Here is a 13515-nt window from a genome sequence, read left to right on the forward strand (position 1 = left end):
GGCGCTCAGGTGGCGTCGTGGAAGATGATGCCCAGCGTATGCCGCCGGCCCGAGCGCAGCTCGCTCACGCCGTGGCGCAGATTCACCCGGTAGCTGCCGCGGCTGCCCTGCACGGGGCGGTGGTGTACGGCGAAGATCACCGCGTCCCCTTGACCCAGGGGCACCACGTGGGGCCGCGATTGCATGCGAGGGCGCTGCTCGGTGAGCACGAATTCGCCGCCGGTGAAGTCCTGACCGGGCGCGGAGAGCAGCACCGCGACCTGCAGCGGAAATACATGCTCGCCATACAGGTCCTGGTGCAGGCAGTTGTAGTCGCCCGCGCCATAGCGCAACAGCAGCGGCGTAGGACGCGACTGTCCGGCGTGGTGGCAGCGCTCCAGGAAATCGGCATGCGCGTCGGGATAGCGCACGTCGACACCCATCGTCTGGTTCCATTGATTGGCGAGCGGCGCGAGCCGCGGATAAAGCGCTTCGCGCAACTCCGCGATCGGCGACGGCAGCGGATAGGCGAAGTACTGGTATTCGCCGCGACCGAAGCCATGCCGTGCCATGACGACCTTGCTGCGGAACAGCGCCGGCCGGTCGTACAGCGAAGCGATGCGTGCGCAGGCATCCGGTTCGAGCAGGCCCGGGAGCATGGTGTGGCCCTGCCGGTCGAGCTGCTGGAGCAGGCGCGGCCAGTCGAAGGTCTCCAGCGGCGCATGAGTCGGGGAAGGCGTCATGGGGTGCAGGATAACGCTCACCCTCGGGTCTCCCGCGCGAGCAGTTCGCGCTTGCGCTCGACACCCCAGCGATAGCCGGAAAGCTCGCCGTCGCCACGGATCACCCGGTGGCACGGCACGACCACCGCCAGTGCGTTGGCGCCGCAAGCCTGCGCGACGGCGCGGGAGGCGTCCGGCATGCCGATGCGCAGGGCGATGTCCTTGTAGCTGGCGGTGCTGCCCGCGGGGATGTCACGCAGTGCATTCCACACTTTGCGTTGGAAAGGCGTTCCGCGCGGATCGAGCGTGGCGTCGAAACGGGCGCCGGGCTGTTCGACGAGTGCGGCAGCCTGGATGAGGATCGCGGCAAGCGCGCCATCGTCGCGCACGCGCTCGGCGTTCGGAAAACGTCGGCCCAGGTCCGCTTCGAGCGCCTGGCTATCGTCGCCGAACAAAATGGCGCAGACACCGCGTTCGCCGGCCGCGGCCAGCAACGTGCCCAGGCGAGAGGGGCCCATGCCGAAGCGAAGGGTTTCGCGTACGGACGCTTCCCGTTCCGGATGGCAGCGGCGGCAGGGACGGAAGCCGGCACGTTCCGCGTCGGCACGGGTGGCATGGAAGGCGACATTCTCCGCCTTGGGCGGCCGCGATGCGCAGGACGGTTTGCAGTACACCCCCGTGCTGCGCACCGAATACCAGAAGGTGCCGTCGGCGTGGCGATCGCGGCGGCGCAACTGCGCCCAGCGCGGATCGCGCAGGATGGCGTCGACGCGGTATTGGGTCTGCATGGTGGTGCTCATGGCCGGTCTCCTCGTGCGTGGGTGATGCCACCTTAGGCGCCGCGCGCATCGCGGACACTCCGGATCTTGCGCCTGGGATGTCGAAGGTCAGGGTGTCTTGGAGCCTATTGTTCCGGCATGCCGCCTTTGGCCTGATAAAGCGGCGCATGACGCGCGACACGCGGGAGCGGGGCCATGCTGGCCATCGAAACGAGGGGACTGACACGCCGCTTCGACGGCCGGCACGGAGTGGGGGAGCTGGCGCTGGAAGTGCCGGAGGGGAGCATCTACGGATTCCTCGGGCCCAACGGTGCGGGCAAGACCACCACCATCCGGCTGTTGCTTGCATTGCTGCGCGGCGAAGCGGGCGAGATCCGCATCTTCGGCCAGCCGCTGTCGTGGGCGCGGCGCGCGCCCTTGCGCGACGTCGGCTCGATGGTGGAGACACCCTCGCTCTATGCGCACTTGTCTGGACGCGAGAATCTCGAAGTCACCCGGTTGCTGGTGGGCGAAGTGCCTGCGCGCATCGACGAGGTGCTGTCGCTGGTTGGCCTGGCTGCGGACGCGGAACGCCGTGTACGCGACTATTCGCTGGGCATGCGCCAGCGCCTGGGGATCGCGCTCGCGCTGTTGCGCCGGCCCCGCCTGTTGGTGCTGGACGAGCCGACCAACGGACTCGACCCGGCCGGCATCGTGGAATTCCGCGCGCTGCTGCACCGCCTGGCTGCCGAGCTGGGTATCACGGTATTTCTCAGCAGCCATCTGCTGACCGAGGTCGAGCACATCGCCAGCCATGTCGGCGTGCTGCACCAGGGGCGATTGCTGTTCCAGGGCACGCAAGAAGCGCTGCGCCTGCGCCATGGCGACCCGCTGACGATCCGCTGCGATGACGCGCGGGCGGTGTGCGACAGCCTGGCGGGGCTGGGCGAGCAGCCGCAGCAGCTGGCGGAAGATACTGTCAGCATTCCCGCGCCGCATGGCGCCGACCATGAGATCAACCGCTGGCTGGTCGAGCGCGGCCATGCCGTGCACGCTTTCGGGCGCCGGCCGCATTCGCTCGAAACATTGTTCTTCGAACTGACCGGACAAGGGGTGCAGGCATGAGCGCGTTGACGAGAGCGCTGCGCGCCGAGCGAGTCAAGCTGCGGCATACGCTGGCGGCGTGGCTGGTGCCGTTGGCGCCTGCGGTGATCATCCTGCTGGTCGTCGCGCAGTTCACCTTCGCCACGGTGCATCGACCCAATGCACCCGACGCCGTCGACGTATGGAAGAGCTTCTGCCTGGGCATGTTCACGCTGTGGAACTTCCTCATGCTGCCCTTGTTCGTCACCTTGCAGGCCGCGCTGCTGGCCGGCCTGGAGCATGGCGCCCAGCAATGGAAGCATCTCCTGGCCCTGCCGATGCCTCGCCAGACGCACTATGCCGCGAAGCTATGCGTGCTCGCCGCGATGACAGCGGTCTCGACGTTACTGCTCGCCGCGGCCACGCCGCTGGCCGGCTGGGTGGTGATGCAGGTGCAGCCCGGTTATGGCTTGGCCGGTTCGCCACCATGGGCGTGGCTTGCCTGGCGGGCGCTGGCGAGCGTCGCCGCGGCCGGCGTGCTGATCGCCGTGCAAGAATGGGTCGCGCTGCGCTGGCAGAGTTTCACGGTGGCGGTGTCGGTCGGTATCGCCGGTACGGTAGCGGGCTTCCTGATCGGCCAATCGAAGAGCCTGGGACACTGGTTTCCGTGGTCGATGGCGGCGCAGGTATTCGCCGGCAACGGCGAGCATCTATGGTTCGTGGTAATCGCCGGCCTCGTCGCCGGCAGCGCCATGATGGCTTTCGCACTGTGGGATTGCGCACGCCGGGAATACGCCTAGGCGCAGCGTATGGCCTGAAAAGAAACGGCGCCGCAGTGCGGCGCCGTCCTCGTATCACGCCATGTCATGCGGCGTGGTCAAAGCGCTTCGAAGATGCCGGCCGCGCCCATGCCGGTGCCGATGCACATGGTCACCATGCCGTACTTCTTCTTGTGGCGGCGCATGCCGTGCACCAGCGTGGCGGCGCGGATGGCGCCGGTCGCGCCGAGCGGGTGGCCGAGCGCGATGGCGCCGCCCAGCGGGTTGACCTTGGACGGATCGAGGCCGAGATCCTTGATCACCGCCAGCGATTGCGCGGCGAAGGCTTCGTTGAGCTCGATCCAGTCCAATTGGTCCTGCGTCATGCCGGCTTGCTTGAGCGCCTTCGGGATCGCTTCCTTCGGGCCGATGCCCATGATGTCCGGACGCACGCCCGCCACCGAGAAACCGACGAAGCGGGCCAGCGGCTGCAGGTTGTACTGCTTGATGGCCTTTTCGCTGGCCAGCAGCAGCGCGCCGGCGCCGTCGGACATCTGCGAGGAGTTGCCGGCGGTCACGCTGCCGCCGAACTGACCGTTGCGGAATACCGGCTTGAGCTTGCCCAGCACCTCCACCGTGCTGCCCTGGCGCGGGCCTTCGTCCGTGTCGATGACGCGGCTGTCGGTCTTGATACCGCGCGTGGCCAGGTCGGGGTAGTGATCGTCGAGCTTGAACGGGGTGATCTCGTCCTTGAACTCGCCGGCCTTGATCGCGGCCAGCGCGCGCTCGTGGCTTTGCGCGGAGAACGCGTCCTGCTCCTCGCGGGAGACCTTCCACTGCTTGGCCACGTTCTCGGCGGTGATGCCCATGCCGTAGGCGATGCCGATGTGCTCGTTGTCGAAGATGCCCGGATTCATGGCCACCTTGTGGCCCATCATCGGCACCATGCTCATGCTTTCGGTGCCGCCGGCCAGCATCAGGTCGGCCTCGCCCAGCCGGATACGGTCGGCGGCCATCGCGATGGCCTGCACGCCGGAGGAGCAGAAGCGGTTGACGGTGACGCCCGGCACGGTGTCGGGCAGGCCGGCCAGCAGCACGCCGATGCGCGCCACGTTCATGCCTTGCTCGGCTTCCGGCATGGCGCAGCCGATAATGGCGTCGCCGATCTCGTGCGGATCCACGCCCGGTGCCTGCGCCATCACGGCGCGGATCACGTGGGCGAGCAGATCGTCGGGACGAGTGTTGCGGAACACGCCGCGCGGCGCCTTGCCGACCGGCGTGCGGGTGGCGGCGACGATGTAGGCGTCTTGGATTTGCTTGGTCATGGTCTTTTGCTCCGTGGCGTCGCGCGATGCGCGGCGACGCCGCATGGGATGGAAAGGGGCGTGGACGGAACCGCTCGCATCAGTTGCGCAGCGGCTTGCCGGTCGTCATCGTGTGCGCGATGCGTGCCTGCGTCTTCTCCGTTTGCGCCAGTTCCACGAAGTGCTTGCGCTCCAGGTCCAGCAGCCACGCTTCGTCCACCAGCGAGCCGCGCTCGATCGCGCCGCCGCACAGCGTGTCGGCGATGCGGGTGGCGATCGCCACGTCGTGCTCGGAGGCGAAGTAGCCGGCCTGCAGGTTGGCGAGCGAGGCGCGGAACGTGGCGGTGCCGACGTCGCCGGCGACCGGGATGGTGCGCGCGGGCAACGGCGGGCGGTAGCCGCTCTCGGCCAGCGCGCGTGCCACCTGCTTGGCGACATAGAGCAGCTCGAAGGCGTTGAACACCACCACGTCGCTGTCGCGCAGCAGGCCTAGCTGCTTGGCTTCCAGCGCGCTGCCGGAGACCTTGGCCATCGCCACCGTCTCGAACACCTTCTTCAGCGCTTCGAACGGATCGGACGGGTTGGCCTGCGCCGCGCGGATCGCCAATTCGTGCAGCCCGCCGCCGGCCGGCAGCAGGCCGACCCCCGCTTCGACCAGGCCGATGTAGCTCTCCAGCGCCGCCACGGTGCGCGCCGAATGCATCTGGAATTCGCAGCCGCCGCCCAGGGCCAGTCCACGCACGGCCGAGACTACCGGCACCAGCGAGTGCTTGATGCGCATGCTGGTGCGCTGGAAGTTGGCGACCATCTTTTCAAAGTCGTCGAGCTTGCCGGCCTGCAGCAGGCCCAGCGCGCCCTTCAGGTCCGCACCGGCGGAAAACGGCTCGCCGGTCTGCCAGATCACCACGGCCTTGAGCTGTTGCTCGGCGATGTCCACCGCCTGCTGGATGCCGTCGAGCACCTGGTCGTTGACCGTATTCATCTTGGTCTTGAACGAGATGATGCCGACGCCGTCGTCGCCCAACGTCCACAGACGGACGCCATCGTTCTCCCACACCGTGGTGCCCTGGTCGAACTTCTCGCCCAGGATCGGATCGGGGAACAGCTGGCGCGCGTACACCGGGTGCTGCGAGCGCGGCTTGTCGGTGCCGGAGGCGGCCGAATACGAACCGTTCTTGCCGTGCACGCCGGCGCGGCCGTCCGTCACCCACTTGGGCAGCGGGGCCTTGCTCATGGCCTTGCCGGCGGCGATGTCTTCCTCGATCCACTTGGCCACCTGCTGCCAGCCGGCGGCCTGCCAGGTCTCGAACGGACCGAGCTTCCAGCCATAGCCCCAGCGGATGGCAAAGTCGACGTCGCGCGCGGTATCGGCGATGTCGGCCAGGTGATAGGCGGTGTAGTGGAACAGGTCGCGGAAAGTGGCCCACAGGAACTGCGCCTGCGGATCGGTCGAGGCGCGCAACTTGGTGAATTTCTCGGCCGGGTCCTTGATGGCGAGGATAGCGGCCACTTCATCGGAAGCCTTCTGCTCCGAGGGGCGGTAGTCGCGCTTGGCCACGTCCAGCACCACGATGTCCTTGCCGGCCTTGCGGTAGAAGCCGGCGCCGGTCTTCTGGCCGAGCGCGCCCTGGTCGATCAGGCCCTGCAGCCAGACGGGCGCCTTGAAGTACTCGTGCCACGGATCGTCGGCCAGCGTGTCGGCCATGGTCTTGATCACGTGCGCCATGGTGTCCAGGCCCACCACGTCGGCGGTGCGGTAGGTGGCGCTCTTCGGACGGCCGACAGCCGGGCCGGTGAGCGCGTCCACCACGTCGAAGCCCAGCTTGAACTGCTCGGTATGGTGCATGGTGGCCAGCATCGAGAACACGCCGATGCGGTTGCCGATGAAGTTCGGCGTGTCCTTAGCGTACACCACGCCCTTGCCCACGACCGTGGTGAGGAAGGCTTCGAGGCCCTCCAGCACCTTGGTCTCGGTGAGCTTGGTCGGGATCAGCTCGACCAGGTGCATATAGCGCGGCGGATTGAAGAAGTGCACGCCGGTGAAGCGATGGCGCATCTCTTCCGGCAGCGCTTCGGCCAGGCCGTTGATCGACAAGCCCGAGGTGTTGCTGGCCAGCACGGCGTGCGGTGCGACGTAGGGCGCGATCTTCTTGTAGAGGTCCAGCTTCCAGTCCATCCGTTCAGCGATCGCCTCGATCACCAGGTCGACGTCCTTGAGGTGCTCCAGGTCGTCGTCGTAGTTCGCCGGGATGATCGCGGCGGCGCGCGTGCCGTCGGCCAGCGGGGCAGGGGAGAGCTTCTTGAGGTTTTCGATCGCCTTGAGCGCAATGCCGCTCTTGGGACCTTCCTTGGCGGGCAGGTCGAACAGCACGGTCTCCACGTTGGCATTGGTCAGGTGCGCGGCGATCTGCGCGCCCATGACGCCGGCGCCGAGCACCGCGGCCTTGCGGATGCGCAGCGCGGACTGGGACGCGGCCGACTTTGATTCGGTTGGAGCGGTCATTGGCTTCTCCGTAGTGCGGACACTTAGGGGGTGTTGAAACGGTAAGGAGGCCTTTGCCGGCCTCCTCGAAGGAATCAGGGGGCGTTGAGGCCGGCCGCCGCGAAGCGGATCAGGTGCTCGGCCGTCTGCTCACGATGCATGCGCTCGGTGACATCGCTTTTGCGCTGGATCATGCCGAAGCCCGACATGGCGTGGGTCAGCGCGCCGGTGACCAGGTCCACGCGCCAGTACAGCTCCTCCTTGCTGAGCCGCGGCAGCAGGCGCGCGAACTCGGCGGTGAACTGGCGCATGACGTGGCCGTAGTTCTCGGACAGGAACTTGCGGAGGGTGTCGTCGTGCTCGGCGAATGCCCGCGCCAGCACACGCATGAAGAGCGAGCCGCTGCCCTCGTGGGACAGCTCCAGCGCCGGCTTGATGAAGGCCGCCAGGACGTCTTCCAGGGTAGTCTCCGGCTGGCCGGCGATGCGGGACAGGGCGGCCATGCGGTGGCCGTTGAGCTGGTCCAGGCGGCGGCGGAAGACCTCCTCGATCAGGCGGTCCTTGGAGCCGAAGTGGTAGTTGACGGCCGCCAGGTTGACTCCTGCGGCGGCGGTCAGCTGGCGCAGGGAGGCGCCGTCGAAACCGTGCCGGGCGAACAGCGCCTCGGCGGCGGCGAGGATGCGTTCCTTGGTCGAATGCGGCGAGGTCTGCAAGCGGGCGATCCCCTGGTGGGCGCAGGCACGAATCAAACGATCGTTTGAGCATACGGGGGACAAATCCCTGGAGTCAAACGATCGTTTGCAACGCCCCCGCCCCGGCTTGCGTCTCAATGAGAATCTGTCAGACTTTCATGAGCTAAATCCGCTAAACGTCACTGGATTTGGCCTAACTTCCCTGGCACGACGCCAGACCGCCCACTCAGATACCAGTTTTTCCGGAGCAGACTACTCATGGCGCTGGAGCGCACCCTTTCCATCATCAAGCCCGACGCTGTCGCCAAGAACGTGATCGGCGAAATCTATGCCCGTTTCGAGAAGGCCGGTCTCAAGGTCGTGGCTGCCAAGATGGCGCAGCTGTCGCGCCAGGAAGCCGAAGGCTTCTACGCCGTGCACAAGGAACGTCCGTTCTTCAAGGCGCTGGTCGACTTCATGATCTCCGGTCCGGTGATGATCCAGGTGCTGGAAGGCGACAACGCCATCCTCAAGAATCGCGAGCTGATGGGCGCCACCAATCCGAAGGACGCCGCGCCGGGCACCATCCGCGCCGACTTCGCCGATTCGATCGATGCCAACGCCGTGCACGGCTCGGACGCGCCGGAGACCGCCAAGGTCGAGATCGCGTACTTCTTCGCCGCGACCGAAGTGCACTCGAGGTAAACCCGACCGCGCCCCTCGTGGGCGCGGCCTTCCACGGCGGCCACCCGGCCGCGCTTTTCCGAAGACGATGAACCAGGCCGTATCCACACCATCCACCGAGAAGGTCAACCTGCTCGATTTCGATCGCCAGGGGCTGCGCGATTTCTTCGCACAGCTGGGCGAGAAGCCTTATCGCGCCGAGCAGGTGATGAAGTGGATCTACCACCGCCTGGAAGACGACTTCGCGAACATGACTGATGTAGGCAAGGCGCTTCGGGCGAAGCTCGAGGCGTCCTGCTATGTCGGTCCGCCGAAGACCCTGTTCGACAAGGGCGCTACCGACGGCACCCACAAATGGCTGCTGGGCATGGACGGCGGCAACGCAGTGGAAGCGGTGTACATCCCCGAACCCACCCGCGGCACGCTGTGCGTGTCCTCGCAGGTGGGCTGCGGCCTGAACTGCCAGTTCTGCTCCACCGCCACGCAGGGCTTCAACCGTAACCTGGCCACATCCGAGATCATCGGCCAGATGTGGGTGGCGGCCAAATACCTCGGCAACATCACGCACCAGAACCGCCGCATCACCAACGTGGTGATGATGGGCATGGGCGAGCCGCTGCTGAACTTCGATAACGTCGTCAAGGCGATGAGCCTGATGCGCGACGACCTGGGCTTCGGCCTGGCCTCCAAGCGCGTGACCCTGTCGACCGCCGGCATGGTGCCGATGATCGACAAGCTGTCCGAAGCCATCGATGTGTCCCTGGCTGTGTCGCTGCACGCGGCCAACGACGAGCTGCGCACCGAGCTGGTGCCGCTCAACAAGCGCTATCCGATCGACGAGCTGGTCGGCGCTTGCCGCCGCTGGCTGGAACGCAAGCCGCGCACGTCGATCACCTTCGAATACACGCTGATGAAGGGCGTCAACGACCAGCCCGAGCACGCACGCCAGCTGATCAAGCTGATGCGCAAGCTGCCCAACTGCAAGGTCAACCTGATCCCCTTCAATCCATTCCCCGGCACGCGCTTCGAGCGTTCCGACGCCGACACGATCCGCGCCTTTCAGACCCAGCTGCTCAATGCCAACATCCTCACGATGCTGCGCCGCACCCGCGGCGACGACATCGATGCGGCATGCGGGCAGCTGAAGGGACAGGTGCTGGACCGCACGCGCCGCCAGGCCGAGTTCCGCAAACGTCTGGAAGAGGGTACGAGTCATGCGGCTTGAACGGATTCTGCTCGCGGCCTGCCTGGGCGCCTCGCTGACCGCCTGCGTTTCCACCGGCGGCAGCCAGGAAGGCCCGACCCCTCGTGCCTCGCGCAGCGAGAACGCCCAGGAAGGCGCCCGCGTGCATACGGAGCTTGCCCAGTCGTACATGCAGAATGGCGACATGCAGGACGCCATGATCAAGCTCAACAAGGCGCTGCAGTTCGATCCGAACTATGTGCCTGCCCATACCGTAATGGCGGTGCTGTACGAACGCATCAGCAATCCGGTCGAGGCTGAGAAGCACTACCGCAAGGCGGTGGCGCTGGACCCGTCGAAGGGCGATACCAACAACAACCTCGGTGCCTTCCTCTGCAAGACGGGGCGCGCGGCCGAGGCGGCGCAGTACTTCCAGAAGGCGGTCGCCGATCCCTTCTACCAGACGCCGGCGCTGGCCTGGACCAATGCCGGTCGCTGTCTCGAGGGTACGGGCGATGTCGCCGGTGCCGAAGACGATTACCGCAAGGCGATCACGCTCGATCCGCAGAACGCCGAAGCGCTGCTGCAGATCGCCTCGTTGCTTTACAGCAAGCAGAACGATCCGTTTCGTGCACGGGCTTTCCTCCAGCGTTACGACGCGCTGGGACAGCCGTCGCCCGACGGGCTCAAGCTCGGCCATGACATCGAACTCCGCCTGGGCAACAAGGACGCTGCCCGCAACTACAGCAGGCGATTGCAGAGCCAGTTCCCGGATTCGGAACAGGCTCGCGCCATCGACTCAACCGCAAGCCAATGACATCCATGCAGTCACAGCCGGCCGGTCCGGAGGCCGGGGAAAGGGTCCTGTTTGACGCGCGCGCACAGGGGGCGGTCGCTCTGCAGGAAAATTTCGGCTCGCGCCTGCGCGCGGCCCGCGAAGCCAAGGGGCTGGACATCGAAAGCTGCGGCCAGGCCCTGCGCCTGCCCGTGCGTGTCCTGCGCCAGCTCGAAAGCGGCGATTACGCAGGCATCGACTATCAGGTGTACCTCGCTGGCTACCTGAGCAAGTACGGGCGCCACGTGGGCGTGGACGAGCAGGCCATCCAGGCCGAACTCGCCCGCCTGACGCCGGTAGAGCCTACGCTGGTGGCCACCGGCGGCATCTCGCACTCGCGCTACCTGCTCGAGCGCTATGCCCGCGCGGCTACCTATGTGGTGCTGACGGCAGCGATCGTGGTGCCGACCATCTGGCTGGGCGTGCGCGGCACGCTCGACCGCGACGTCAGCCACCTCGCGCCTTTGGACGCCAAGCCGGTCGCCCAGGCCGACCTGCCGGCGGTATCGGGCAGCGTCGCGGCCGTGCAGGGCGCCGGCACCGCCCAGGTTCCGGCGGCGCCCAAGCCGGCGGAACCGGCTGCCGACACGCAGGAGCAGCCGCTGCTGGCGTCGATGGCCCCATTCCCCAACCTGGGCAGCAGCGATGCGGCCCAGCCCAAGGATCCGCTCAAGGCCGCGCCGGTCGGCGACGGTGCGCATAGCCTGTCGCTCGAACTACCCAATGCCAGCTGGGTGGAAGTGACCGCGCAGGACGGTTCCCGCCTGGAATACGGCCTGCTGCCGGCAGGCACCAGCAAGACCTACCGCAGCGACAAGCCGCTGGTGGTGCGCATCGGCAATGCGACCGGCGCCCAGGTCTCGCTGGATGGTCAGCCCGTCGTGCTCGATAGCTTCCGCCGGGCCAATGTGGCGCACTTCAAGGTGGATGTGCGCGACGGCAAGGCCTCGCCCAGCGGCGTCTGATTCCGCCTGACGGGCCGCGTCGTCAGGCGCGGTCCGCTCTCCGCATGGCGTCGCGACCGGCGCTTCCGTCGACGCGAAACGGTCAACGCGGGGTAGTGCGATCGGTTATGCTTGCCCTTTGTATCCGCCCAGCGAACGCCGGCCGGATCGTTCCAGTTCCTACGCGCCAGGACGGCCGCCGTGCCTCCGGCGGTATCCGTTCCCTTCAAGGGTGATTGCATGGCATTTGAAGTCTACGACGACTACGAGCAGGGCGAACGCGTACAGAAATGGCTGCGCCAGAATGGCCTGTCCATCGTGGTCGGCGTCGTGATCGGTCTGGTCGGCATCTTCGGCTGGCAGCAGTGGAGCAATCACAAGGCCGGTCGCGAGAGCGAGGCTTCGCAGCTCTACCAGCAGGTGCAGACCGCCGTCGCCGCCGGCAAGAACGATCAGGCCGACGCGATCACCGAGCAGCTGTTCAAGGATTTCGCCGAGTCGCCCTACGCAGTGTTCGCCGCCGGCGACCGCGCGGTGCGCCAGGTCAATGCCAAGCAGCTCGACAAGGCTTTGGTCTCGCTGAACTGGGCCGAGAGCCACGCGGCCAATCCCGAACTGAAGGCGCTCATGCAGTTGCGCATCGCGCAGGTGCAGCTGGCGCAGGACAAGGCCGCCGACGCAGTGTCCACGCTGGACCGCATGACGCCGAAAAACTACGAAGGCCTGAGCCAGGAACTACGCGGCGACGCCCTGGTCAAGCTTGGGCGCCCGGATGACGCGCGCAAGGCCTATGAGGCTGCCAAGGCCGCGCTGGGCGAAGGTGCGCCGCAGAGCGGCGCCTTGCAGTTGAAACTCGACAATCTGGCCGTGGCCGGGAAGCAGGGTGCATGAAAGCTGGTGTGATGAAACGAGCTTTGCTGGTGGGACTGGTGTCGGTAGCGGCCCTGGCCGGCTGCCATTCCTTCAAGAAGGAAAACGTCCAGCCGCCCACGCCGCTCGACAAGGACTTCAAGCCGACGGCCCAGGTCACCCGCCTGTGGACCAGCAGCATCGGCAAGGGCGCCGGCGAAAGCGGTCTGCGTCTGCGCCCGGCCTTCGCCGACGGCGTGCTCTATGTGGCCAGCACCGACGGCAAGCTCGCCGCGCTCGACGCCACCAGCGGCAAGACGCTGTGGTCCAAGAGCTCCAGCACGAAGGGCTGGTTCGGCTGGGGCGACAAGAAGCGTAAGGACGCCTTCTACGCCGGCGGCCCAGGCGTGTCCGGCGACTTGCTGGCGATCGGCACCCTCGACGGCCACGTCTATGGCGTGAACGCCAAGGACGGTTCGCCACGCTGGGAAGCCACGGTCAGCTCTGAAGTGCTTTCCGCTCCCGCCGTGGTCGGCAACCTGGTGGTGGTCCGCACCGGCGACGGCCGCCTTTACGGCCTGGACAGCACCTCGGGCGAGCGCCGCTGGGCGTACGACCAGGGCAACGTGCCGCTGCTCAGCCTGCGCGGCAATGGTCCGCTGCTGGTCGCCAACGGCGTGATCTTCCTGGGCAGCGACAATGGCAAGCTCGTCGCGCTGCGCCTGGACAACGGCGAGAAGCTCTGGGAACAGAGCCTCGCCAGCGGCGAAGGCCGCACCGAAATCGACCGCCTGAACGACGCCGACGGCGCCATCGTGCTCGATGGCAGCACGCTGTACGGCGCCGCTTATCACGGCAACCTGGTCGCCGTGGACGGCCCCAGTGGCCGCCCGCTCTGGTCGCGTCCGTTCTCCACCTTCACCTCCGTGGACGTCTCCGGCAACGCTCTCTACGGCGTCAACGACGACTCCCAGGTGTGGGCGTTCGACAAGAACGGCGGCGCCGATATGTGGAAGAACGACAAGTTCAAGTACCGCTGGCTCAGTGCGCCGGCCGTGCAGGGCAACTACGTGGTCGTCGGCGACCTGGAAGGCTACGTGCACTGGATGCAGACCAGCGACGGCGCCGTGGCCGCGCGCGAGCGCCTGTCCAAGAAGCCGATCCGCGCCCAGCCGCTGGTCGTGGGCGATACCGTGTACGTCGAAGACGTGAAGGGCCGCATCGGCGCCTATCGTCTCGGCACGCACTGATCGCCGGAGTCCA

13 protein-coding genes are annotated in these 13515 nt (G+C 66.9%); 8 read left to right on the top strand and 5 right to left on the bottom strand.

Translation table 11 applies throughout. The features are described 5' to 3' along the window. Window positions 1-5 precede the first annotated feature (5 nt). Together RKE25_RS11160 and RKE25_RS11165 are read right to left on the bottom strand one after the other, a co-directional pair. The gene (locus RKE25_RS11160; RefSeq protein ID WP_311842286.1) at window positions 6-743 is read right to left on the bottom strand and encodes a 2OG-Fe(II) oxygenase; all 738 of its coding nucleotides are present in this window, start codon (window positions 741-743) and stop codon (window positions 6-8) included. Further along, entirely contained in the window at window positions 740-1501 is a 762-nt protein-coding gene (locus RKE25_RS11165; RefSeq protein WP_311842287.1) for a methylated-DNA--[protein]-cysteine S-methyltransferase, read from the bottom strand. The genes RKE25_RS11160 and RKE25_RS11165 overlap by 4 nt, the downstream gene beginning before the upstream one ends. Before the next feature lie 174 nt (window positions 1502-1675). On the opposite strand from RKE25_RS11165, the gene RKE25_RS11170 reads away from it, so the two are divergent. Together RKE25_RS11170 and RKE25_RS11175 are read left to right on the top strand one after the other, a co-directional pair. Next, the gene (locus RKE25_RS11170; protein WP_311842288.1) at window positions 1676-2584 is read left to right on the top strand and encodes an ATP-binding cassette domain-containing protein; all 909 of its coding nucleotides are present in this window, start codon (window positions 1676-1678) and stop codon (window positions 2582-2584) included. Then, window positions 2581-3342 carry an ABC transporter permease gene (locus RKE25_RS11175; protein WP_311842289.1) on the top strand — a complete coding sequence of 254 codons (762 nt, stop codon included), beginning with the start codon at window positions 2581-2583 and terminating at the stop codon, window positions 3340-3342. Before RKE25_RS11170 ends, RKE25_RS11175 begins: the two co-directional genes overlap by 4 nt. Window positions 3343-3419: 77 nt before the next feature. Here RKE25_RS11175 and RKE25_RS11180 read toward each other — a convergent pair whose 3' ends face one another. The 3 genes from RKE25_RS11180 to RKE25_RS11190 all read right to left on the bottom strand — a co-directional run bounded on the left by RKE25_RS11180 (window position 3420) and on the right by RKE25_RS11190 (window position 7799). Beyond that, on the bottom strand, window positions 3420-4625 hold the full coding sequence (locus tag RKE25_RS11180) for an acetyl-CoA C-acyltransferase (RefSeq protein ID WP_311842290.1): 1206 nt from the start codon (window positions 4623-4625) through the stop codon (window positions 3420-3422). A 79-nt stretch (window positions 4626-4704) separates the two neighbouring features. Beyond that, window positions 4705-7107 carry a 3-hydroxyacyl-CoA dehydrogenase/enoyl-CoA hydratase family protein gene (locus tag RKE25_RS11185; protein WP_311842291.1) on the bottom strand — a complete coding sequence of 801 codons (2403 nt, stop codon included), beginning with the start codon at window positions 7105-7107 and terminating at the stop codon, window positions 4705-4707. Window positions 7108-7181: 74 nt separating this feature from the next. After that, window positions 7182-7799: a TetR/AcrR family transcriptional regulator gene (locus RKE25_RS11190; protein WP_311838174.1), complete on the bottom strand. Its 618-nt coding sequence runs from the start codon at window positions 7797-7799 to the stop codon at window positions 7182-7184. Between the two features lie 237 nt (window positions 7800-8036). On the opposite strand from RKE25_RS11190, the gene ndk reads away from it, so the two are divergent. The 6 genes from ndk to bamB all read left to right on the top strand — a co-directional run bounded on the left by ndk (window position 8037) and on the right by bamB (window position 13502). Continuing rightward, window positions 8037-8462 carry a nucleoside-diphosphate kinase gene (gene ndk / locus RKE25_RS11195; protein ID WP_311838175.1) on the top strand — a complete coding sequence of 142 codons (426 nt, stop codon included), beginning with the start codon at window positions 8037-8039 and terminating at the stop codon, window positions 8460-8462. A 67-nt stretch (window positions 8463-8529) separates the two neighbouring features. After that, window positions 8530-9666, top strand: a complete 1137-nt coding sequence (rlmN, locus tag RKE25_RS11200; RefSeq protein ID WP_311838176.1) for a 23S rRNA (adenine(2503)-C(2))-methyltransferase RlmN — start codon at window positions 8530-8532, stop codon at window positions 9664-9666. Continuing rightward, window positions 9656-10441, top strand: coding sequence for a type IV pilus biogenesis/stability protein PilW (pilW, locus tag RKE25_RS11205; RefSeq protein ID WP_311838177.1), 786 nt, complete (start codon window positions 9656-9658; stop codon window positions 10439-10441). The genes rlmN and pilW overlap by 11 nt, the downstream gene beginning before the upstream one ends. A 5-nt stretch (window positions 10442-10446) precedes the next feature. Next, complete coding sequence (locus RKE25_RS11210) at window positions 10447-11424, top strand: RodZ domain-containing protein (RefSeq protein WP_311838178.1); 978 nt, start codon at window positions 10447-10449, stop codon at window positions 11422-11424. 219 nt (window positions 11425-11643) lie between these two features. Beyond that, on the top strand, window positions 11644-12294 hold the full coding sequence (locus RKE25_RS11215; RefSeq protein WP_311838179.1) for a tetratricopeptide repeat protein: 651 nt from the start codon (window positions 11644-11646) through the stop codon (window positions 12292-12294). Between the two features lie 11 nt (window positions 12295-12305). After that, the gene (gene bamB / locus RKE25_RS11220; RefSeq protein ID WP_311838180.1) at window positions 12306-13502 is read left to right on the top strand and encodes an outer membrane protein assembly factor BamB; all 1197 of its coding nucleotides are present in this window, start codon (window positions 12306-12308) and stop codon (window positions 13500-13502) included. Window positions 13503-13515 lie beyond the last annotated feature (13 nt).

This window comes from Dyella sp. BiH032 (genome assembly GCF_031954525.1).
In the GTDB taxonomy this organism is placed as follows: Bacteria; Pseudomonadota; Gammaproteobacteria; order Xanthomonadales; family Rhodanobacteraceae; genus Dyella_D.